Here is a 22,877-nt window from a genome sequence, read left to right on the forward strand (position 1 = left end):
GCAAGAATGATTCGTTAATTAATCATTCTTGCTTTTGTATTTTATACTGTAGCTTGTTTTGACTCTACAAGTGAAAGATACTTTAGGGTAGCACTACCTAATGTCTTCGCAGCTACTAGCATCGCCTTTTCATCGATATCAAACTTTGGATGATGATGCGGATAGGCATCTTCCTTGTTAAGTTGCATTGCCCCCGTAAAGAAAAATGTTCCAGGGACATGTTGCAAGTAATAAGCAAAATCCTCTCCACCCATTTGCGGTGCAGTCTCTTTTACTTGTAAAACGCTCGGTATTTGCTTAGCTGCTTCTATTAAAATATCTGTTTCATTCTTATGATTTACAACTGCAGGGTAACCACGGTGGAACGAATATGAGTATGAAGAGTCGGTCGCAATGCAAGTTCCTTTTACAATACGTTCAATTTCTTCTTCAATTTGGGTACGAACATCTTCACTAAAGGTTCGAACCGTTCCTTCTAGTTTGGCTGTGTTAGCAATTACGTTAAATGGATTTTCTGCGACAAACGAACCAAGGGAAACAACAGCAGATTCAATAGGATCAACTCTTCTACTAACAATTTGTTGTAAGTTCATGACAAGCTGAGAGCCTATTACGATCGCATCTTTTGTTGTGTGTGGATGTGCACCATGACCACCTGAACCTTGTATTTTTATTTCAAAACGATCGGCTGCAGCCATGATTGGCCCAACACGATATTCAATTGTACCTGTCGGAACAGTTGCCCATAAATGAGTGCCAAAAATGACGTCGACTCCTTCAAGACAGCCATCCTCAATCATGGCAATGGCACCGCCAGGAGCAAACTCTTCGGCATGTTGGTGGATAAGTACAACCGTTCCTGTAAGCTGTTCTTTCATTTCATTAAGAGCTTTCGCTAATACAAGTAAGGTTGCTGTATGTCCATCGTGGCCGCAGGCATGCATAACTCCTGGAACAGTTGATTTATAGGGAACATCTTTCTCATCTTGGATTGGAAGTGCATCAAAATCTGCTCGTATAGCTACGGTCTGTCCTGGTTTGCCGCCTTGTATTTTGGCAACTATACCATTACCGCCAACATTTGTTCGGACTTCTATGCCAAGACTCTTATAGAAGTTTGCAATGTATTCTGCTGTTTTATACTCCCTAAAAGAAACTTCAGGGTGCTGGTGTAAATAACGACGAATTTCAACCATTTCCGTATACTTTGTATCTAAAGCATCAAATAAAGTATGTAACATCTTCGTTTCTCCCCTCTACAATGGCTGTATGTGATAAATTATATCATGGCAAACTAATTATTATTAGAATTTTGCATAAAAAAAAGGAAGCACATGGGCTTCCTTTGAAAAACATGTTTCTACAACATCCAAATATGGTATGCATCAGAGGGAGACGGATCTATGCCTTTGTCTGCAACTTGTTCTTCTAACTAATGAATGGAAACTAATATCGCATTCCCGTTCTTTGCAACTCTTACTTTAGCGGTTTTTGCATCTCTTTGAAGATCTAAACCAGTACCTTCTTTTACAAAATAACTTTCAATGCCAAGTATTACCTCATTATAACCATTATATTTACCTGTAAGTAGAACCTCATCCTCAGCAAGCTTATATTCAGCGGGATTAATAGAGGTAAGTATTTTTTCGCGTTTATAAATTCCAGTCTCATCTTGCTTTGCAAGTATATATACTCGATTTCCGTAATGGGTATCTTTCAATTCGTTTTCGTTTACCTCGGCAACTTCATATCTGAGTATGACATAATCTCCTTGAAGCATTGACCGTGGGTCAACTGGGGCAAGTTCAAGTGTTATTTCCTTACCGTTTTTCAGCAAGGATTCATGACTTGTTATTTGATAACCAACAAAGCCAATTTGTAAAAGTAGAATAACCCCAATAAAACTCCATTGTTTACGAGTAAAAGAAATGACTTTTTTACTCCTATTTAATCCAGACCTACGTTCGACTATCTGGGTAACAGTAAAGAACAGTAGCCCTAAGATAAGGAGTGAGAGTGACTTGTGGACAAGAGACCAAATAAGATCATAATAGGTCGAAATAAAAAGAGCAATCCAGAATATAAAACTCATCCGATAGAGAAATATCTCATCTCTACGGGAAAAGAAAATGATAAGAAAAGTTGTAATAATAAAAAACACGAGACTATACATGATTTCTTGCCAAAGATGATTTTCAAAAAATGTAAGTGTGTAGAAAAAGAACAGTGCGTAAAAAGAGCTAATTCTTTTAAGAACTAAATTGGCTTGCACTACATAATAGATCCCAGCATTTAGAAGTGCGAATCCAATAAAAATAGCTTCCAAGTGATCCCAAAATCTAAATTGATCAACTAACAGATTGAATGTACAGGCGATAATGGTTGTATAGCTTATGAATCGTATTATCCCAGCCTTCATAACAATTGTTACAACTACTGATAAGGCTAAAAAGAATAATGTGATAGTTGTTGATAGAAAAAATGCTTCTAGAATCCCTGAGAAAAAGCCAATTAATACTAATGTGTTTCTCACATAAGGACCTAGCCTTTTGATAAATATCCCAACACTTATAAACAATATACTTAAAACTACAGTTGCATAAAAACTAGAGAAAATAAGATAAAGCACACCACCAAAACTTATTGAAAACATAAATGAACCTATTAGTGTCACAATTACAATTAATATCCCTTTAATTGCTTGCCCAACTGGCGTTTCAATATGCTTTGATGATAAATGGCGTGCAAACATTATTCCACCAATAATAAGAGCAATTGAGGCCAGTGAACCGAGAATTTGCAATCCTAAAATGCCAATTGCATCTCCAAACAAAAATGGAATTTCGATAATCTTTGTACAGACGTAAAGGCTTACCATAGTAAATAAAATAATGGAGATGTATTTATCTATTTTTTTTGTAACAAGGTAAAAATAGGAGATAGTAGCAAAGAGAATATACAAAACATTCGTCCACCCACTGTATGGCTCATATAGTTCGAAAATACTCATTCCGATAAGCATGATATGTGTCATGGTGTAGGAGAAATAGCGGACTATGTTATTGTTCAGTAAAGGTGTGAATGATCCAATAAATAGGATGGCATTAATGACTGCTATAACTAGATAGATAAGCCATTCTTGAAAATCTGTTCGAACAATGGAATAAGATGAGGGGTTCATATAAAACCAATATGCAAGATGAAATAGGACATAACTCAACATGACGAAAGGAGCATATCGAGTAGTTATTGCAAACAATAAGGCAGGAATGAGCCAAATTAGATACAATGAATAACTATCTGCATGTGAGTTATATATTTGATCAATTAAGGCGACACAAAGCCCAAAAACGATCCCACTGGCAACTAAGAACCACTTACCTAAGAACACTTGGTGTGACAAGAACCTTGTTGTTATCAATGAGAGTAAATAAAACAACAGCATAGCACCTACTGCTAATGCAAGCTTTTCGAATCTAGAAAATTCCGGCCAGTTTGCTGCAAAAAAATAAAGTATACCAGACAGTAATAAAACAATTGAAGCAAAGTAACCAAATGGAATTAGCTTCTTCATTAATACTCCTCATTTCCCCTTCAAATTAAAAATACGTAAGACCATTGTATTAGTACTATATGTTAAAATCAGTAATCGTTGTAAAGATTATAATATATTTTTCCACCTTTGATACCAATATTTAATGAACGTTTCATTATAGATAAAATTTGATTTTGGGCAACCTAATTACGAGGTGAATTATCTATGGAATTGTTTTCAGGAGAGTTCTTTTCAGCTCTACTAGCGATCGTAGTAATTGATCTCGTCTTAGCGGGAGATAATGCGATAGTAATCGGGTTAGCCGCAAGAAATTTACCTAAGCCACAGCAGAAAAAGGCGATTATTTGGGGAACAGTCGGAGCAATCATTATTCGTGCAGCTGCAACTTTAGCTGTAGTCTGGCTCCTTGAGATACCTGGCCTACATCTTATTGGAGGAATTCTCCTAGTTTGGATTGCCTACAAACTACTCACGGATGATACAGAACATGAAATAGAAGCACAAGGTTCTTTTATGGCAGCAGTCAGGACGATTATTGTAGCTGATGCGTTAATGGGACTTGATAATGTTCTCGGGGTTGCAGGTGCAGCCCATGGTAGCTTTACATTAGTTGTCATTGGGTTAATTATATCAGTCCCAATTATGGTTTGGGGAAGCACGTTGTTTATAAAATTAGTCGATCGTTTTCCAATTATCGTTACATTTGGTGCAGCAATACTTGCATGGACAGCATCAAAAATGATTGTCGAAGAACCATTCATTGAAGACTTTTTTGAAAATGCTTGGGTCAGATATATATTTGAAATCCTTGTCGTAGCTGCAGTTATATACATTGGGACACGAGCGAAAAAAACAAAAGCTCAAGCATTAAAAGAAAAACAAAAGGCATCTTAAAAAGGCAGCATTTTCAGCTGCCTTTCTACTCTCTTTCATTTACGATAATAGTCTAACAGTGGTTAAAGCTTCACTTGTGTCTGTAAAAGGTTCTTCTATTTGTAGAAGTCTTCGAATGAAAAACTTTTCCTCATTTGAAAGATTTAATTCCTCTTCCCAACTTCTTTTCTTCTTTGTTTGGGGAATAAACCCAGAATACAAAATAAAGAGCAGGGTATGTCCTAACGCATAGAAATCACTTTTTGGCTGAGTCTCTCTCATTAAAGAATTTGAAGCTTTCTTTACTGGTGAATTGATAAAGTCTGCTAACCCGAAATCAATAATTGAGATTTGTTGGTTTTCCACTAAAATATTTGGTGGTCGTAAATCTAGGTGAACAATTTTTTGGCAGTGTACATAATGAACCACTTCCAACACATTTTCAATTAATTGAAATCCTTCATGCTTTGAGAAGGCCTTATGTTTCTCGAAAAGTAAAGTATCTAATGGTTGGCCGTTCATTCGACTCATAACCAGGAATGGACGATTTTGGTATTGAAAATAGTCGATAAAAGTGGGCAGGGATGGATGAGAAAGAAGCTGTAACAGTTCTTTTTCTTTTTCGAATGAGGCGACACCATTTTTGGTTCGTTTACGGGTACGAAGTTGCTTGATGATAACCTCTATTCCTGAAACATTCGATGTCGCATGATAAATCAACCCGTAGCTCCCCATCCCAATAAATTCGTTGATACAATAATTCGATAAAATAGTTCCTGGTTTAAAAGGTTTATCTATCAATTTCCATAAGCCATTCATTAGCTTGAGAAGAACTTCTTCTTGTAGCCTTTTTTGTAATAATGGTGGCCTAAGTGGGAGTGTTTTTGCTTGTATTTATAATCACTACTTGAATGATGGTATCTTTTCTTCGGCTTATTTACCGCCTCTTTTAAAACTGCCTTTAAAATTTTCTTTAACATCTAACTCCTCCTTTTACATTATAAAGAATGGGTATACTCTTTTTACGATTGGATTCCTAAAAAGTTGCACAAAAATAGATGGATAACTTTTACAAAAGGGTATATTCTCCGTATAACGATAGATACTATAAAGGAATTTTTTACATAACAAGGAAGGAGTATACAAATGAGAAAAATAATTATGACAGGTTTCCTTTTACTAGTTAGTTTTTTCCTAGTAGGAGGTATTCAAACGAGTGCAGAAATGGATAAAAATGTTGAAGGGAAGAAAGTAGAGCTTACTGAACAGCAAAAGCAAGAGCTTGATGTGCTCTACAAGGAACTTCTTGAAACGAAGAAAACGCTTCTCAACAAATATGTAGAATATGGTGTACTTTCTAAAGAGAAGGCTGATAAAAAGCTTGCATGGCTAGAAGAGCACTACCAAAAAGTAAAAGAACATGGGTATGTACCGATGCATCATCATAAAAAGCATGATGATAAAGATGAGAAAGAGGATAATGATTAATGTAAAATGCTAGGTGAAACAGTTTCTGTTTTGTCTAGCTTTTTTTGTTATAATTTTACAAAAATATCTGTTTCACTCTTACTTAAAAACTGATATGATTTAGTATTGAAAATTATTACTAAAATACATTCTTTAAGTTTTATCTTTCGGTACGGAGGGGAGGAATTTGGTGTCGTGGTTAAGAATAAAAATCAAGAAGAAGCTTTTCTTCTAGCTGAAACTCTTAGGAATTTGGTCGAAGTAAGCCCAAACCCTACTGGTCAAAGGATAACAATTTCCTTAGGAATCAGTTCCCTCTATAAGAATGACGAACATGGAAAGCAAATTGTAGAAAGAGCTGACAATGCTCTCTATAAATCAAAAACAAATGGAAGAAATCGTACAACACTCTATATAGAAGACGGACTCCACATTATAAGCTAATAGGACAGTAGAATACCCCGAGTTGTAAGTAAAGACTTTTCATACTTACAGTTGGGGTTTTTGTATGGGGCATCCTTTTTTATTTCTTAGGCACGTAATAGTATAATGAAAATAGTACGTTTAGATAAGCGGATTATTCGGGAAGGAGAGATGGAAGTGCCTACTTCATTCTGTAAAACAGAGAAGCAGAAACGGTTATTTAAAATGGTGAGCAATTTGGCAGATACTTTCCATGATAGGGCTGCTAGCTATGATGAATCCGGTGAATTTCCTGTATTAAATATAGAGGACCTAAAAAATTCTGGCTATACAGCCTTAACGATTCCAAAGGAATATGGGGGAAAAGAAGGCCTAACCTTATATGAATTTGTCCTGTTACAAGAAAGACTCGCTCAAGGGGATGGTGCTACTGCACTTTCAATAGGATGGCATTTAGGTGCTGTTATGGATCTTTTTGAAAAAAAGCGGTGGGAAGAAGAACAATTAACTTCCTTTGCAGCCGAGGTATTAAACGGTGCTTTGTATAATCGTGCCGCAACCGAACCTAAAACAGGAAGCCCTACTAGAGGTGGTAAACCACAAACAACTGCAAAAAAAGAGGGAAATAACTGGGTTCTCTCAGGCAGAAAATCCTTTACCACAATGGCGCCGGTTCTTGATTATATAGGTGTCATGGCAACACTTGAAGGTACAGATCAAATTGGCGAGTTCCTAGTAGAACGAAGCAAGGAGGGAGTATCGATTGATGAGACTTGGAATACAATCTCCATGAGAGGAACAGGGAGTCATGATCTCGTTCTAGAAAAAGTAGCCCTTGAAAAACATGAGTTGGTTGAAATAGTAACACCTGAAATAAAGGCGAAACCAAGTGGATGGCTTCTTCACATCCCTGCTTGTTATATAGGGATTGCAATTGCAGCAAGGAATTACGCAGTTTCTTTTGCAAATCAATATTCGCCTAATAGTATAACAGGACCTATCAAAACAATCCCAAATGTACAGCGAGTGGTTGGGGAGATGGAAGCAGAGCTATTACAGGCACGACATGTTCTTTATTCAATCGCTGAAAAATGGGATCAATCAGCAGATCGAAGTCATTTAGGACCTGAATTAGGTCTAGCCAAGTACATAGCTACAAATAGTGCAATATCAGTTGTAGATAAAGCAATGAGAATTGTAGGTGCTCAAAGTTTACAAAAGTCTAATCCATTGCAACGATATTACCGGGATGTGAGAGCAGGTCTTCATAACCCACCGATGGATGATATGACGTTAGCGAAACTAGCAGAGGTGGCATTTAAGGAAATGGAATAGAGATAAGGAAGTAGCCGTTATCTAGTTAATGGCTACTTTTTTAAAATTATACATATTCGGAATAATAAATTATCTCGTCTAGAATAATAATTTTTAGGATAAATAGGTAATCAATATATTACTATCAGATGTCGAAAATGTCTGAAAACCCTTGTATAATAAGAGTAGCTAAGATATTGATTATATACGGAACCTTAATAGTTTATTAGATTTAGGAGGTAATATAGAAACGTAATAGGAGGTAATTGGTTTTGAAAAATAGTAATAAAAAACTCTTAGGCATGTCACTAGCATTGATGCTAGGTGTAGGCGGTCTTGCGGCATGCTCGAGCTCAGGTGCTTCGAGCGACAAAAATTCTGATGGTAAAACCAGCTTTACAATTATGGCAAACTTATTTACTCCAGAGGTTCCTTCTGATAGAATCGAAAAGCTCTTAGAAGAAAAGACTGGTGTTGATTTGACAATTCAGTGGACTCCAGATACGAGCTACGAAGAAAAGTTAAATACAGCATTTGCAACTGAAACGTTGCCTGAAGCTGTATTCCTTAAAAATCAAACAACATTTATTCAATTTAAGGAAGCGATACGTGATGAACAGTTTTGGGAGATTGGTCCATATCTAAGTGAATTTCCTAACTTAAGTAAGCTGAATGAACAAATACTAGAAAACACTGCGGTAGATGGAAAAATTTATTCTTTATACCAAGGTAGATCAATGTCACGTCAGGGCTTAATTTATAGAAAAGACTGGGCGGAAAAATTAGGCTTAGGAACTCCAGAGTCGGTTGAAGACATTTATGAGATGGCAAGAGCATTTACGGAAGATGACCCAGATGGAAATGGTAAAGATGACACATTTGGTATTACAGACCGTGCTGATTTGTCATATGGTGCATTTAAAACTGTAGCATCTTGGTTTGGAACTCCTAATAATTGGGGTGAAAAAGATGGTGAACTCCTACCAGAGTTCATGTTTGACGAGTATAGAGAGACAATGGATTTCATAAAAAATCTACGTGACAACGGGTATATTAACCAAGACTTCCCTGTAACGAGTAAAGAAGATCAGCAAGCATTCTTCAAAAACGGAACTGCAGGAATGTACATTGGATCAATGTCAGACGTTATTAGTATTGATAAAGATGCGAAACAACTTAATCCAGATGTTGAATTTGAAGTTCATAATAAGATTGTAGGTCCTAATGGCGAGTACGGTATATGGGCAATCCCTGGATATGGTAACGTTGTATTATTCCCGAAATCATCAGTTGAAAGTGAAGAAGAACTAAAAGAGATTCTTGGTTTCTTTGATAAATTAGTTACACCTGAAATTTCAAACATGATTTTCTGGGGAATTGAGGGAGAACATTATACCGTTCAGGATGGCGGAGCACTTACATCAGAAGATACAGAATTAACGACACGAGAAGTAAAACCATATCAGTCTCTAGAAATTGGTGAGCCAAAGACAAATGGCAGATATGACGGAGTCCATACACTTCCTGCGAAACAAAAGGCTGAAAAACTAATTGTAGAAAATGAGAACTATTTAATACATGACCCAACTATTCCACTTGAATCACCTACTTTTGCCGAAAGAGGAGAACTTCTCAATCAAAAAATGATTGATGCGACATATCAATATATTTTAGGTGATCTTGATGAAGCAGGCTTCGAAAAAGCGATTGAGGATTGGAAGAAAAATGGTGGGGCAGATGTTATTAAAGAATTTAACGAATCCTACCAAAAAACAAAATAACTAGGACATCACCTTGTAAAGTAGAAGGCTATTACATAGCCTTCTGCTTTTTATATCATTACCTTCCTAAAGATTCAAAACCTTTTGTAAATAAGATAATCATTTTCTTATAAAAAGTGTTGAAAGTGCTTTCAATGCTGAATGTTATAGGGATATATGAGATTTTGATTATTCACATAATCATGCCTTGGAAGTAAATTTAAGGTGCAACATCAAAAAAATAAATAGGGGGAATTAATTTGAAACAAGGTAAGAAAAAGTTTTTAGGCCTTTCCTTAGCATTGATGCTTGGGGTTGGTGGACTAGCTGCATGTTCAAATGAAAGCGCTTCAGAGTCAAAAGGCTCTGACAAACCGAAAGAGTCTAATGAGAAAGTTAGCTTTACAATTATGGCTAACCTTCATACACCTGAGGTTCCATCTGATAAGGTGGAAAAACTATTAGAAGAAAAAACAGGTGTAGATCTTACTATTCAGTGGACTCCAGATACTAGTTATGAGGAAAAACTGAATACTGCATTTGCAACGGAGACTTTACCAGAAGCAGTTTTCTTAAAGAACCAAACAACTTTTGTTCAATTTAAAGAAGCAATCCGTGATGGTCAATTCTGGGAAATTGGTCCTTACTTGGATGAGTTTCCAAATCTAAGCAAATTAAACGAACAAATTTTACAGAATACAGCTGTTGATGGAAAAATTTATTCATTATATCAAGGAAGACCATTATCTCGTCAAGGTTTAATTTATAGAAAAGACTGGGCGGAAAAATTAGGACTAGGTGCACCTGAAACAACTGAAGATATTTATGAAATGGCTAAAGCATTTACGGAACAAGATCCAGATGGAAATGGAAAAGATGATACATTTGGTATTACTGACCGTGGTGATTTAGTATATGGAGCATATAAAACAGTTGCTTCTTGGTTTGGTACTCCAAACGAGTGGGGCGAAAAGGACGGAAAGCTACAACCTGAATTTATGTTTGATGAATATCTTCAAACAATGGATTTCTTTAAAAATCTTCGTGATAACGGATACATTAACCAAGATTTCCCAGTGACTAGTAAAGAAGATCAACAAGCATTCTTCAAAAATGGTACAGCCGGAATGTATATTGGTTCAATGGGAGATGTAGTAAGCCTTCATAAGGATGCTGTTGCATTAAATCCTGATATTGAATTCGAGGTTCAAAATAAAATCGAAGGTCCACATGGAGAATTTGGTGTTTGGGCAATCCCTGGTTACGGAAATGTAGTGTTATTCCCGAAATCAGCAGTTGAAACTGAAGAAGAATTAAAAGGGATCCTTGGATTCTTTGACAAAATGGCTACTCCAGAAGTTGCGAACATTGCATACTGGGGTGTAGAAGGTGAGCACTATGAAGTACAAGATGGTAGAGCTCTTGCGTCTGAGGATCAAGATTTAACAAACCGTGAAGTTAAAGCATACCAAGCGCTTGAAATTGGTGAGCCGAAAACAAATGGAAGATATGAAGGGGTATTCACATTACCAGCTAAGGAAAAAGCAGAGGCTTTAATTCTGGATAATGAAAACTACCTAATTCACAATCCAGTAAATGCACTTGATTCTGCAACATTTGCTGAAAGAGGAGAACTTCTAAATCAAAAAATTACAGATGCAACTTATCAATATATCTTAGGTGACCTTGATAAAGCAGGTTTCGAAAAAGTAGTTGCTGATTGGAAGAAAAATGGCGGAGAAGATGTAATTAAAGAATTTAATGAGTCTTTAAAAAAGTCTAAGTAAACCATTGTATCGACAAAAGAGTAAATAAAAGGCTGTCAAACACAGCCTTTTATTTACTCATCTTTTTTTGCTGTAAAGGCACAGAAAACTCTACTTTTTTTATTTGAGGGATGTGTATCTATGTTACGTATTGAAAAAGCGAGAAGATTAAATCAACAAGCCGTCATTTCCCTCGTAAATCACGCAATTTATCAATTTGGAAATTCTATGTCTTTGATATTTCTCAATATCTACTTATGGAGATTGACAAATAGTTTATTCATAAATGCAGTCTTTAACTTAGTTGCCATCCTTGCACAGGCAGTTACTACATTTTCAATTGGTAAATTAACGAAACGAAAAGGGAAGTTGCTTGCTTATCGAGTAGGAATCTTTATCACTGCTTGCTTTTATCTATTTATTCTACTAGCTCAAGAACAAATCGTTACGTTTTATCTGCTTTTTGCAGTTATAAAAGGTGTTTCGCAAGCATTATATTGGTTGGGTTACTTTACGATTGTCCATGAAGTATCAACAAATGAAAACCGTTTGCGAGTATTGGGCTTAAATACAATTGTCATGAACGGAACTAACCTTTCAGGTCCAGCAATTGCAGGATATATTATCGGTTTGTACTCAGGATTTCAAGGCTATATGATCGTATTTGGTGCAGCCTTTATTATGTTTGCAATTGCTGCATTAGGAAGTTTAAAGCTAAAAAAAGAACAGAATCACCATACTTCTTACTATATGAAATACTTACCTCTCATCGTAAAACGGGAACCAGGATTTAAGAAATCGTTAATTGGGTGGTTTATTGTTGGTTTTCCTCATGGAATACTATCCTTTATTCCTTCGATTTTACTATATGAAATCTTTTTAAAAGAACAGACAGTCGCCTATCTAAATATTGTGTTTCTATCATTATCGATATTATCAAGCTATTTAATTTCGAGATTTGCAAAATCGGAAGGAACTGTTAAGTATTTGCTCATTTCAGCAGCCGGTTTCACGATAGCAACTTTATTTATGATTTCAGAATTGTCCGCATTAACCGTTATCTTGTTCATGTCAATATACTCACTATTTAAGCCATTACAGAGCAATGCCTATGAAGCCTTCTACTATAATTGGATAGGGCAAATACCTTTAGGATCGAACTTTAGGACAGAGGCAGTTGTATTACGCGAGACAATTATTAATCTAGGTAGAGGTTTTGGTATAATCATTTTCTTATTTTTCGTGAGTGGAGTCCAAGCAGATAGTATTCCAATTGTACTTTTTGCTTTGGCAGTATTCCAGTGGATCATTCCCTATTTAGTTGTAAATAAACAACCCTTTGCCACGAAAAATAGAAGGAGTACCTATAATCATAATCTAAGATAAGCAGTAAAAACCTAGTAATCTAGTACTGTGAACAGATATATGAAACTTTGATTATTTACGATATGTGAAAAAATTAAGAAAATACGAATATAAGGTTTGTCTCATATGGCGGTAACAACTCCTATTGTATTTGCATGTGAGACAAATCTTCTTAAGAATCTATTTATGATGAATATATTGAAATGAAAGGATGATGAGGGTGAAGTCAGAAACAGTAATCGACCAGAACAATCAGACGGAGCTACAAATTAACCAGAAAAAGATTCGTACTGATTTAGAAAAAAGCTTTAAGGCTGAAATTAAGAAACGAATATTTAAAAATAAACTATTATATTTGATGATCCTTCCAGGTTTATTGTATTTGTTACTTTATAAATACATTCCGATGCTTGGCCTAGTTATTTCTTTTCAAGATTACAAACCATATCAAGGTATTCTTGGAAGTGAGTGGGTAGGGTTCGAACACTTTACACGTTTATTTACAGATTCAGATTTTTGGATGATTTTTAGAAACACACTTGTTCTTTTTGGATTACATTTATTAATAGCGTTTCCAATCCCAATAGTACTGGCATTAATGTTAAATGAGATGAAAAATCTCTTCTTTAAAAGAACAGTTCAGTCACTCATATACATTCCACATTTCATGAGTTGGGTAATTATTGTTTCAATCAGCTTTGTTTTATTAACGTTAGACGGTGGATTAATCAATAATTTATTAGTATCCCTTGGGTTCGAAAAGATTAACTTCCTTATGAGTTCTGATTGGTTTAGGCCAACATACATCATTCAGGTAGTTTGGCAGAGTGCTGGTTGGGGTACAATCATTTATTTAGCTGCAATCTCTGGAGTTGATCCAAGCTTATATGAAGCAGCGAAAATGGATGGAGCAAGTAAACTACGTCAAGTTTGGCATATTACATTGCCTGCGATTCGACCAGTTATCATTGTTTTACTTATCTTGAAGATCGGAGATGTACTTGAACTTGGATTTGAGCATGTCTACCTATTATTGAACTCTTCAAACCGTGGTGTTGCTGAGATTTTTGATACGTATGTGTACACAACAGGTCTATTACAAGGTCAGTATAGTTATAGTACAGCAGTAGGTCTATTTAAAGGACTTGTAGGTTTGATCCTCGTTGTATTTGCAAATAAAATGGCAAAGAAATTTGGAGAAGAAGGTATCTATTAATTCTTGTGACTTACAAATTTGATAGGTAGTAAACGAATAAGGAGTGAGAGCATGGTAGGGGAAAAACAACTTGGAAGCCGCATCTTTAATTGGAGTAATAATCTAATCTTAGCAGTGATAGCACTTGTAATGGTCTTACCATTTATACATGTTATCGCAGCATCATTCACCACCAGTGCTGAATTAGCGGAAAAAAGATTCGTTCTATTTCCAACTGTATTTAGCTTAGATGCGTATAGTTATATATTTTCAACAAATACAATCTTTAAAGCATTAGGTGTTTCCATTGGTGTTACACTAGTCGGAACATTATGGAGTATGTTTATTTCATTATTAACTGCATACGGGTTATCTAGAAGAGACCTCGTTGGTAGAAGACAAATCATGTTCTTGTTTGTATTCACAATGCTATTTAGTGGTGGTATGATTCCAACCTTTATGATCGTAAAAAGTACGGGTCTACTTGATAGCTATGCAGCATTAATTATTCCGGTAACTATAAATGTGTTTAATATGATCATCCTACGAAGCTTCATTATGGGGCTACCGGAAGGTCTAATTGAATCTGCTAAAATTGATGGCTGTAACGATTTCGGTGTTTTATTTAGAATCATCTTACCAATTTCAAAGCCAGCATTAGCTACAGTTTCTTTATTCTATGCGGTAACGTATTGGAATACGTATATGCATGCAATCCTATATATCAATGATTCTGTGAAATGGCCAATCCAGGTATTATTACGACAAATCGTCGTATTAGCAAGTGGATTAAGTTATGATAGTGCGGAATTTACAGAGATTCCACCGCCAGATATTACAATAAAAATGGCTGTTATCGTTGTAGCAACAATTCCAGTATTAATGGTATATCCATTCCTACAAAAGTACTTTACAAAAGGAGCTATGCTAGGCTCCATGAAGGAATAGTTACGTTATAGGTTAGAAAAATGGCTTTGTTAAATTCGTTTAACAAAGCCAAAAATTTTTTACTTGAGCTTATACAATTTAAGTGGTGGCTGAACTAAGGTAACCTTCGCGGATGCCTCGTTTGAAAAAACGTCAAGGTGGCGCATTTTATTTAAGAAGGAGAGATACGATGGATAATACTGAAGCCTTTGAAAAATTTGATTCCCTTTTCGAGGGATTCTTTGAATGGCTGGCTGGCCAATACGATCCGATTACAGGAGGTTTCTACTATGCAAGAAGCTCTGTATCTGATAGTTCCTTTACTCCTGACATTGAATCGACTGCACAAGCTCTAAATATTTTATCTAGAAACGAGTTATTTACTGAAATGCCAGTAGAATTAACGGAAAAATTCATCTCGTTTTTCCAGGGCAAACAAGACCCTGAGACAGGGTACTTTCTGGATGAGAATCACTTAATGAAGCATGATGAAGTAATGGTGAGTCGTGCTTTTAATTATTCTGTCCACTCTTTACAACGATTAGGTGGGAAACCTCTTTATCCTTCACCCGTTGAACTAAACAAAGCACCCGATTATGTATTTTCTGAAGAAGAATATATTAAAAAGTGGAAAAGCATTAGTTTAGTGAATAGTTGGCGTGGCTGTGACTTATTAGCTTCTTCATGCATGTACATCGGTCAAATGGACAAAGAAAGACAAGAAAAAATGATTCCTATTGCTGCGGATTATTTGGAAAGTATTCAAAATCCAGATACAGGTCTTTGGGGAGAAGGTAGTATGTATGTCCAAATATCGGGTACATTTAAGCTTCATACCTTTTATCATAAGTTTAACCTTCCAATGCCTAGGGTTGAAAAAATGTATCAAAGTATCCTACATTGCCTACGAACAGAAATCGCAAAGGACATGTGCTATATAAGGAATCCAATTGATTTATTATCTTATATGAATCTTGATATTCCGAAAGAGGAACTTGCAGAAATTATCCAAATCACAGTAGATAATATTGAAAAGCTGAAGCGGGCTGATGGTGGTTTTTCAAGGGAAATCGAACATTCACCAACTGCACCAAACGTTGCACAGGTTAAATCTGATGAGTTTTATCCGTTTATGCCAGAGGCAGTACATATTGGAAAAGGACTCTATGAGGGAGATATGAATGCTGGTACACAAGCGACATTAATACGTTTACAGCTTCATAAATTGGCTGGGCTGAAGGTAGATCCTATTAAAGGCGCAGAGAATTTCTATAAATATATTTAAAATTAGTAAGTTTCGAGCAAATAATTGTTGGAGGGATTTTATATGGCATTTTTAGACATCACACAATTAGGAGCAATTGGAGATAACAGTACGGACAATACTGAGATATTTGCAAATGCGATTAATCAAAGCGCAGGTAATGGTGGTGGAACAGTCTATGTTCCTGCAGGTGTATATGTAACAGGACCAATTGTGCTTAAGAGTAATATCACACTTTACTTAGAAGCAGGTGCAACAATATTATTTTCAGACGACTTTGATCGATACCAGCCTGTAAAAACTCGTTGGTCAGGCTACGAATGTTACGGTTATTCCCCACTGCTTTATGGAGATAACCTTAAGAATGTAACAATCAAAGGGGAAGGTTCCTTTGACGGACAAGGACAGGCTTGGTGGAAGGTTAATCGACAACTCCGTGTAAACAGCAAAGCATACTCTTCAGAAACTACAGAAAAAATTGCAAAACTAAACCATGACTTCGTTGAACCGATTGAAACCAATCTTGTAGAATGGGATTCTCAATTCTTACGCCCACCATTATTGCAATTGATGAATAGTGAACACGTCACGATTGAAGGAGTTACTCTAAAAAATTCACCTTTTTGGAATACGCACCTTGTCTATTGTGATCATGTTACCGTAACGAATGTAACGTTTGAAAATCCAGCTGATACACCAAATGGTGATGGATTTGATATAGATTCCTGTTCAAATGTACGTGTATCTGATTGTCACTTTTCTGTAGGCGATGATTGTCTAGTAATAAAATCAGGCATTAATGAGGATGGAAGAAGAGTCGGAAAACCAACTGAAAATGTAGTTATAACAAACTGCACAATGCATTATGGTCATGGAGGCGTAGTGCTGGGCAGTGAAATGTCTGGTGGAATTAAAAATGTAACAGTGTCTAACTGTACATTTATTGGAACAGATCGTGGAATACGAATTAAAACAAACCGTGAACGTGGAGGATATGTAAAAAATATCCTTGTTAACAACATATATATGGAAGATGTTTTATGTCCAATCGCGATTAATTCTTTTTATAAACATGGTGTGAATGAGAAGGATCCTACTATTAATAGTCTCGATGCACAGCCGATAACAGAAAGAACACCAACAATTGAACATATTCAAATCAGTCATATTACGGCTAGAAATTGCAGGGCTGCGGCTGGATTTATTTATGGACTACCTGAAAGACCAATTAATGATATCTCAATCTCACATTCTACGATCGAGATGACTGCAGACCCGAACGAAGTGGGTGGAGAGCCTGATATGGTTCAAGAGGAATTAGTAATGGCCGGTGCAGGTATCTTCGGAAAATATATTTCTAATTTAGAAATTCACCATGTTCGAGTTGAGACAAGACAGGGTGCTGGGCTAGAGATTGAGGATAGTGAGCACATTAACATTGACCATTTTGCCATGAGAAAGAAACATGATTCTACACCAGTCGTAATTTTAAATAGAGTAGAAGATTCCAGCATCGAAGGTAATGTTAGACAAACATCTGAGGGTAATTACTTACAAACAGACGAACAGAGTAAAGTAGTACTAGGTTAGTAGACATATACTTTACAAATTAGGAGGATGTATATGTGGGTAAAACATCCATTTTTAGAGGATTTATATAAGGAAACCATTCAAACACATGTAAAAGAATATGATGATAAATGGCAGACTGAACTACTATCTAAGTTTCAGGATTTAATTGGTACATTTAAAAGCGAAGAACCTCTTTCACCTGTAGTTAGTAAACAAAAAGAATATGATCAATATACAAGGTATAGCGTTGAAATAACTACCCTACCAAAAGTTCGAATGCAGATGTATGTCTTAGTTCCAAAAAATCATGGTAAGAAGCAACTTCCAGCTGTACTTGCGTTACATGGGCATGGGTATGGAAATAAGGATATTGTTGGATTAGACCCTTCTGGTAATGACCGGGAGGGTGATCCGGGATTGCATAAAGATTTTGCAGTCGAACTTGTTAAAAGAGGATTTGTCGTTTGTGCACCTGAGTTAATAGGATTTGGTGAGCGAACTTACTCAAATGATGAACGAAAATCGCCTGCAGACAATTCATGTTATTCACTAGCTAGTCAGTTACTGCTTTATGGAAAAACACTTGCTGGACTTAGGGTATTTGAATGTATGAGAGTAGTAGATTACCTCTCAACATTTGAAGGAGTAGACTCAACACGTATCGGTTGTATGGGGATTTCAGGAGGCGGACTTGTTGCTGCCTATACATCTATTCTTGATAAACGCATTAGCGCTACAGTTGTTTCATGTTATACAAACACATTTAAAGGAAGCATTATTGAAAGAAGACATTGTTTAGATAATTATGTACCCGGGATTTTAGAGTATACTGAGATGCCTGAATTAATTGGCCTAATGGCTCCTCGCCCATTGTTTATTGAAGCAGGGAAAAAGGACCATCTATTTCCAATCAAGGAAACAGAAAAAGCAATTGAAAAGCTTAAAGGGATATACTCAAGTCATAAAGTGACTGATCTTCTTCAGTGGCATCTCTTTGATGGTGGTCATGAAATTAGCGGAGAAATATCATTTGACTGGTTAGATACAACCTTGAATAAGGAGAAAGAACACTCGAAATAATCGAATGGGAGTTGATAGTTACATGTCAGAATCAAAGAATCTTGCAATTCGTAATGTGTGGCAAGCAGACTTAGAAAATGGAATGTACCAAAACCCGGTTTTACATGCAGATTATTCAGACCCTGATGTAATACGTGTAGGAAAAGATTATTATATGGTATCCTCAAGCTTTCACATGTCACCATCTTTGCCAATTTTACATTCTACTGACTTAGTTAATTGGAAAATTATTAATCATGTAGCGGAATACTTACCATACTCTCATTATGATACGCCACGTCATGGGGAAGGAGTATGGGCTCCGAGCATTCGCTATCATGATGGGAAGTTTTGGGTGTTCTTTGGGGCACCTGATGAGGGAATCTTTATGAGTACTGCAGAGGACCCTGCCGGAGAATGGACTCCTTTACATTTGGTGAAAAAAGTGAAGGGTTGGATTGACACCTGTCCATTTTGGGATGAGGATGGCCAAGCCTATCTTGTTAGTGCATTCGCCAAAAGCAGAATTGGATTTAAGAGTATTCTCCATGTAAGCAGAATGAAACCAGATGGAACAGCGTTGTTAGATGAAGGCGTTCATGTATTTGATGGTACTGAACATCATCCGACAATAGAAGGACCGAAACTATATAAGAGGAACGGCTATTATTATATCTTTGCCCCAGCAGGTGGAGTGGCAACTGGATGGCAGACAATCCTACGCTCGAAAAACATCTTTGGTCCTTATGAGGATAAAATTGTCTTGCATCAAGGGAGCACTGATATAAATGGGCCACATCAAGGTGGATGGGTTGAAACAGAAACGGGAGAATCATGGTTCCTTCATTTTCAGGATAAAGATGCATATGGTCGTATTGTTCATTTACAGCCAATGTATTGGGAAGATGACTGGCCTGTTATGGGGCAAAATCAAAATGATGAAGGCATTGGTGAACCAGTTCATAAGTGGGAAAAACCACAATCAGAGATTGATACAGAGGTACTTGTTCCACAAACAAGTGATGACTTTTCATCACAATCACTAGGGCTTCAATGGCAATGGCAGGCAAATCAAAAATCGAACTGGTACAGTCTACATGATCAACAGCTACGGTTGCATGCAATCGGGCATTCTGGAGAGACAAATTTATATCAGATTCCTAATATCATGACACAGAAGTTTCCTGCGGAGGTCTTTAATGTTACAACGAAGGTACGCTTACATCCTGAAACCGAGCAAGACCAAACAGGCTTGCTAGTCTTAGGCAAACAATATGCGTCCATTACCTTAAAGCAAGTTGGGGATCATTTCGGCATTTTTTATGTAACAGGTAATGAAAGTCAACTTGAAAATGGAAGATGTATCGCGAGCATCAAAGGAAATGAAGTGTTATTTCGTATAGAAGTTTCTAAAGAGGCAGTTTGTAGTTTTAGTTATAGTGAGAACGGTAATGACTTTACAAATGTTGGGGAATTATTTAAAGCAACTCCTGGCCAATGGGTTGGTGCACAAATCGGCATTTATTGCTGTACAAGTGGCCAAGAAACAAGTAATGGATATGCAGAATTTGATTATTTTTGGGTACACAACTAAATCAAATACGCCTTGGCGTATTTGCGCCCAGATTTTTTTCGAGCTTGCTAGAGAAACTTCCTCTAAAAATCTGAGGCATCCGCCGGAGGCTTTAACTTTATTCAGTCGAAGCTTGTACCTCGATTGAATTGTATACCTTTTTTGCATTGATCCCTTACTTATAGAAATAGGGGACTTCTGATGAATAAAGTTAAAAGGGCAGAAATTGCCCTTTTTATCTATCTTAAAAATGGGGGATGAGTATCTTGTCTACAACATTTAAGAATCCAATTATACCTGGTTTTTATCCTGATCCATCTATCTGTAGAGTAGGAGATGACTTTTATTTAGTCACATCCACATTTGAATATTTTCCTGGTATTCCAATCTTTCATAGTAAAGATTTGGTTAACTGGAATCAAATTGGACATGTGTTAACTCGACCAGAGCAACTTAACCTAGATGGAACACCTAATTCTAAAGGGATTTATGCTGCTACAATTCGATACAACAAAGGAATCTTTTACGTCATTACAACTTTTGTAGAAAGTCAAACAGGTGCAAGAAGGAATTTCTTTGTGACAGCAGAAAATCCAGAAGGTCCATGGTCAGATCCGTTCTGGTTAGACGATTGTCCTGGAATTGATTCATCCTTATTTTTTGATGATGATGGCAAAGCATATGTTACGGCTAACAGGAGGCCACCAGGTGGACAGATGTATCCAAAGCATATGGAAATATGGATGCAGGAACTCGACGTAGATACAAAGCAACTAATTGGTGAAAAGTATAGTCTTTGGGATGGGGCATTAAAATACATACATGCTCAGGAGGCACCACATATCTATAAAGTGGATGGTATGTATTATTTGATTATTGCTGAAGGTGGAACCGGTTTCACACATTCAATTACTGTCGCACGTAGTAGCTCAATAACTGGACCTTATGAAGGAGCGAAAACCAATCCGATATTAACACATCGACATCTAGGAAAGGATTATCCAATTTCCAATGTTGGTCATGGAGATTTAGTTGAAACAGGGAATGGTGAGTGGTGGATGGTTTGCCTAGGAACGCGTCCATATGGAGGGGGATATCGAAATCTTGGCAGAGAATCGTTTCTTGTTCCTCTCGTATGGGAGAATGGGTGGCCAGTCATAAATCCAGGTAAAGGTATTGTTGAGGTAGAGGGAATAAAACCTAGTTTAACAGAAAAGAAATGGTCAACTGGACCAGCATGCGATCATTTTGATAGTGAAACATTACAACTACCGTGGAACTTTATCCGCACACCTCGTGGTAATTTTTGGTCATTACAAGAACGTCCAGGGTATCTACGATTGAGGTTAAAGCCAGAAACGATTGTAGAAGATGGGAACCCTTCCTTTGTAGGGCGTAGACAATGTCATATTAACTTTACTGCGCGGACGAAAATGGAATTCTCTCCGACCAATCAACAGGAAGTTGCAGGTATTGTATTATATCAAAATTCAGAGTTCCACTATCGACTGGAATACGTTCAATCTGATGTCAGATTAATTAAAAGAGAAGCAGGTCAAGAGGAAATACTGGCAACTCGACCTTTCAACCAAGAGAAAGTATTCTTTAAAGTTGAGGCATATGGCCAGTCCTACCACTTTTATGTTGCAGAAGTCTCAGAGAATTGGGAACTCCTAAAAGAAAATGTTGATGGAAGAATTTTAAGTTCAGATATTGCAGGTGGTTTTACAGGAGTTTACCTAGGAATGTATGCAAGTTCCAATGGTTCAGCATCAGAGAATCATGTTGATTTTGATTATTTTGAGTACATGGGAGTAGAGTAAAAGGGGGCGCACTTTTATGCAAAAACTAGTAGTCTCAAAAAAAGGGAATGGAGACTTTTCGACAATTCAAGCAGCAATCGATGCTGTACGTGTCTTTCCACTTGAACCAGTAATGATCTATATTGAAGAAGGAGTATATGAAGAAATTGTTACAGTACCGGAAAACAAACCAAATATCACAATAACTGGAGCAGGGAAAGAAAAGACTATCATTACTGGAAACAAATATGCAAGAATGAAAAATGCGAAAGGTAATGAAATTGGTACCTTTGAAACTTCGATTTTTCATGCATTTGCTGATCAGTTTCAACTGGAACATCTGACAATTGAGAACAAAGCTGGCTATGGTGAAGAAATTGGCCAGGCACTTGCTCTATATATCGCTGGTGATAAATGCATTATAAAAGATGTAAGGTTATTAGGAAATCAGGACACCTTGTATACCTCTAAGGGAAGACATTATTTTCAACATTGCTATATTGAGGGCCATGTAGATTTTATATTTGGGGCAAGTACAACTGTGTTTGAGGAATGTACGATCCATAGTTTACGTAAGGGCTATATAACAGCAGCCTCAACACCTAAGGAAAATGAATATGGCTATGTTTTTCTAAACTGTAAACTTACAGGTTCTAAGGAAGCATCTGGTGTCTACTTAGGACGCCCTTGGAGACAATATGCTCATACAGTGTTTATCAATACATGGATGGATGAACATATTCATCCACATGGTTGGGATAATTGGAGAAATGAGGCTAATGAGAAAACGGCACGTTATTTTGAATATAACAGTACTGGACCTGGAAGTAATTTGTCCAAGCGAGTAGGGTGGGCAAAACAACTAACAGATGAGGAAGCCTCTACATACACGGTAGAAACCATTTTTAATTCGAAGGATGAATGGGTACTCTAACATTAACACTAGAGTATAGACATTATA

19 protein-coding genes are annotated in these 22,877 nt (G+C 36.6%); 15 read left to right on the forward strand and 4 right to left on the reverse strand.

Features of this window, described 5'->3' with window-relative positions:
• Positions 1 to 41: 41 nt before the first annotated feature.
• Both ACWNMY_RS16285 and ACWNMY_RS16290 read right to left on the reverse strand, forming a co-directional pair.
• Positions 42 to 1,241, reverse strand: coding sequence for a M20 family metallopeptidase (locus ACWNMY_RS16285; RefSeq protein WP_449539315.1), 1,200 nt, complete (start codon positions 1,239 to 1,241; stop codon positions 42 to 44).
• A 191-nt stretch (positions 1,242 to 1,432) separates the two neighbouring features.
• Positions 1,433 to 3,574, reverse strand: coding sequence for a GDYXXLXY domain-containing protein (locus ACWNMY_RS16290; RefSeq protein ID WP_449539316.1), 2,142 nt, complete (start codon positions 3,572 to 3,574; stop codon positions 1,433 to 1,435).
• Positions 3,575 to 3,760: 186 nt separating this feature from the next.
• Here ACWNMY_RS16290 and ACWNMY_RS16295 point away from each other — a divergent pair, with 186 nt between their 5' ends.
• A complete protein-coding gene (locus ACWNMY_RS16295; RefSeq protein ID WP_449539317.1) occupies positions 3,761 to 4,450 on the forward strand; it encodes a TerC family protein in 690 nt (229 codons plus the stop codon).
• A gap of 39 nt (positions 4,451 to 4,489) precedes the next feature.
• On the opposite strand, the gene ACWNMY_RS16300 is transcribed toward ACWNMY_RS16295, so the two are convergent.
• Together ACWNMY_RS16300 and ACWNMY_RS16305 are read right to left on the reverse strand one after the other, a co-directional pair.
• On the reverse strand, positions 4,490 to 5,248 hold the full coding sequence (locus ACWNMY_RS16300; protein ID WP_449539318.1) for a serine/threonine protein kinase: 759 nt from the start codon (positions 5,246 to 5,248) through the stop codon (positions 4,490 to 4,492).
• The gene (locus tag ACWNMY_RS16305) at positions 5,248 to 5,409 is read right to left on the reverse strand and encodes a hypothetical protein (protein WP_449539319.1); all 162 of its coding nucleotides are present in this window, start codon (positions 5,407 to 5,409) and stop codon (positions 5,248 to 5,250) included. Before ACWNMY_RS16305 ends, ACWNMY_RS16300 begins: the two co-directional genes overlap by 1 nt.
• 166 nt (positions 5,410 to 5,575) lie before the next feature.
• On the opposite strand from ACWNMY_RS16305, the gene ACWNMY_RS16310 reads away from it, so the two are divergent.
• The 14 genes from ACWNMY_RS16310 (at position 5,576) to ACWNMY_RS16375 (ending at position 22,850) form a co-directional block, all read left to right on the forward strand.
• Entirely contained in the window at positions 5,576 to 5,917 is a 342-nt protein-coding gene (locus ACWNMY_RS16310) for a DUF2680 domain-containing protein (protein ID WP_449539320.1), read from the forward strand.
• A 105-nt stretch (positions 5,918 to 6,022) separates the two neighbouring features.
• A complete protein-coding gene (locus ACWNMY_RS16315) occupies positions 6,023 to 6,340 on the forward strand; it encodes a GGDEF domain-containing protein (protein WP_449539321.1) in 318 nt (105 codons plus the stop codon).
• A 150-nt stretch (positions 6,341 to 6,490) separates the two neighbouring features.
• The gene (locus ACWNMY_RS16320; protein WP_449540465.1) at positions 6,491 to 7,654 is read left to right on the forward strand and encodes an acyl-CoA dehydrogenase family protein; all 1,164 of its coding nucleotides are present in this window, start codon (positions 6,491 to 6,493) and stop codon (positions 7,652 to 7,654) included.
• Positions 7,655 to 7,935: 281 nt separating this feature from the next.
• A complete protein-coding gene (locus tag ACWNMY_RS16325; protein WP_449540466.1) occupies positions 7,936 to 9,414 on the forward strand; it encodes an extracellular solute-binding protein in 1,479 nt (492 codons plus the stop codon).
• A 284-nt stretch (positions 9,415 to 9,698) separates the two neighbouring features.
• Positions 9,699 to 11,180, forward strand: a complete 1,482-nt coding sequence (locus ACWNMY_RS16330) for an extracellular solute-binding protein (RefSeq protein WP_449540467.1) — start codon at positions 9,699 to 9,701, stop codon at positions 11,178 to 11,180.
• Positions 11,181 to 11,300: 120 nt separating this feature from the next.
• On the forward strand, positions 11,301 to 12,545 hold the full coding sequence (locus tag ACWNMY_RS16335; protein ID WP_449539322.1) for an MFS transporter: 1,245 nt from the start codon (positions 11,301 to 11,303) through the stop codon (positions 12,543 to 12,545).
• Positions 12,546 to 12,807: 262 nt separating this feature from the next.
• Positions 12,808 to 13,740, forward strand: a complete 933-nt coding sequence (locus ACWNMY_RS16340; protein WP_449540468.1) for an ABC transporter permease — start codon at positions 12,808 to 12,810, stop codon at positions 13,738 to 13,740.
• A 51-nt stretch (positions 13,741 to 13,791) separates the two neighbouring features.
• Complete coding sequence (locus ACWNMY_RS16345; RefSeq protein ID WP_449539323.1) at positions 13,792 to 14,667, forward strand: carbohydrate ABC transporter permease; 876 nt, start codon at positions 13,792 to 13,794, stop codon at positions 14,665 to 14,667.
• A 169-nt stretch (positions 14,668 to 14,836) separates the two neighbouring features.
• Complete coding sequence (locus tag ACWNMY_RS16350) at positions 14,837 to 15,931, forward strand: hypothetical protein (RefSeq protein WP_449539324.1); 1,095 nt, start codon at positions 14,837 to 14,839, stop codon at positions 15,929 to 15,931.
• A 42-nt stretch (positions 15,932 to 15,973) separates the two neighbouring features.
• On the forward strand, positions 15,974 to 17,500 hold the full coding sequence (locus tag ACWNMY_RS16355) for a glycoside hydrolase family 28 protein (protein ID WP_449539325.1): 1,527 nt from the start codon (positions 15,974 to 15,976) through the stop codon (positions 17,498 to 17,500).
• A 33-nt stretch (positions 17,501 to 17,533) separates the two neighbouring features.
• Positions 17,534 to 18,562, forward strand: coding sequence for a dienelactone hydrolase family protein (locus tag ACWNMY_RS16360; RefSeq protein ID WP_449539326.1), 1,029 nt, complete (start codon positions 17,534 to 17,536; stop codon positions 18,560 to 18,562).
• A gap of 22 nt (positions 18,563 to 18,584) precedes the next feature.
• Complete coding sequence (locus ACWNMY_RS16365) at positions 18,585 to 20,135, forward strand: glycoside hydrolase family 43 protein (protein WP_449539327.1); 1,551 nt, start codon at positions 18,585 to 18,587, stop codon at positions 20,133 to 20,135.
• 245 nt (positions 20,136 to 20,380) lie between these two features.
• Complete coding sequence (locus tag ACWNMY_RS16370; protein ID WP_449539328.1) at positions 20,381 to 21,937, forward strand: glycoside hydrolase family 43 protein; 1,557 nt, start codon at positions 20,381 to 20,383, stop codon at positions 21,935 to 21,937.
• A gap of 16 nt (positions 21,938 to 21,953) precedes the next feature.
• Positions 21,954 to 22,850 carry a pectinesterase family protein gene (locus tag ACWNMY_RS16375; RefSeq protein WP_449539329.1) on the forward strand — a complete coding sequence of 299 codons (897 nt, stop codon included), beginning with the start codon at positions 21,954 to 21,956 and terminating at the stop codon, positions 22,848 to 22,850.
• Positions 22,851 to 22,877: the final 27 nt, after the last annotated feature.

Source organism: Ferdinandcohnia sp. Marseille-Q9671, from assembly GCF_976954385.1.

Bases quoted from the DNA above. Each gene is read 5' to 3' on its own strand.
- ACWNMY_RS16285 (WP_449539315.1), bottom strand. From the start codon at position 1,241: ATGTTACATACTTTATTTGATGCTTTAGATACAAAGTATACGGAAATG.
- ACWNMY_RS16290 (WP_449539316.1), bottom strand. From the start codon at position 3,574: ATGAAGAAGCTAATTCCATTTGGTTACTTTGCTTCAATTGTTTTATTA.
- ACWNMY_RS16295 (WP_449539317.1), top strand. From the start codon at position 3,761: ATGGAATTGTTTTCAGGAGAGTTCTTTTCAGCTCTACTAGCGATCGTA.
- ACWNMY_RS16300 (WP_449539318.1), bottom strand. From the start codon at position 5,248: ATGAATGGCTTATGGAAATTGATAGATAAACCTTTTAAACCAGGAACT.
- ACWNMY_RS16305 (WP_449539319.1), bottom strand. From the start codon at position 5,409: ATGTTAAAGAAAATTTTAAAGGCAGTTTTAAAAGAGGCGGTAAATAAG.
- ACWNMY_RS16310 (WP_449539320.1), top strand. From the start codon at position 5,576: ATGAGAAAAATAATTATGACAGGTTTCCTTTTACTAGTTAGTTTTTTC.
- ACWNMY_RS16320 (WP_449540465.1), top strand. From the start codon at position 6,491: ATGGAAGTGCCTACTTCATTCTGTAAAACAGAGAAGCAGAAACGGTTA.
- ACWNMY_RS16325 (WP_449540466.1), top strand. From the start codon at position 7,936: ATGTCACTAGCATTGATGCTAGGTGTAGGCGGTCTTGCGGCATGCTCG.
- ACWNMY_RS16330 (WP_449540467.1), top strand. From the start codon at position 9,699: ATGCTTGGGGTTGGTGGACTAGCTGCATGTTCAAATGAAAGCGCTTCA.
- ACWNMY_RS16335 (WP_449539322.1), top strand. From the start codon at position 11,301: ATGTTACGTATTGAAAAAGCGAGAAGATTAAATCAACAAGCCGTCATT.
- ACWNMY_RS16345 (WP_449539323.1), top strand. From the start codon at position 13,792: ATGGTAGGGGAAAAACAACTTGGAAGCCGCATCTTTAATTGGAGTAAT.
- ACWNMY_RS16350 (WP_449539324.1), top strand. From the start codon at position 14,837: ATGGATAATACTGAAGCCTTTGAAAAATTTGATTCCCTTTTCGAGGGA.
- ACWNMY_RS16355 (WP_449539325.1), top strand. From the start codon at position 15,974: ATGGCATTTTTAGACATCACACAATTAGGAGCAATTGGAGATAACAGT.
- ACWNMY_RS16360 (WP_449539326.1), top strand. From the start codon at position 17,534: ATGTGGGTAAAACATCCATTTTTAGAGGATTTATATAAGGAAACCATT.
- ACWNMY_RS16365 (WP_449539327.1), top strand. From the start codon at position 18,585: ATGTCAGAATCAAAGAATCTTGCAATTCGTAATGTGTGGCAAGCAGAC.
- ACWNMY_RS16375 (WP_449539329.1), top strand. From the start codon at position 21,954: ATGCAAAAACTAGTAGTCTCAAAAAAAGGGAATGGAGACTTTTCGACA.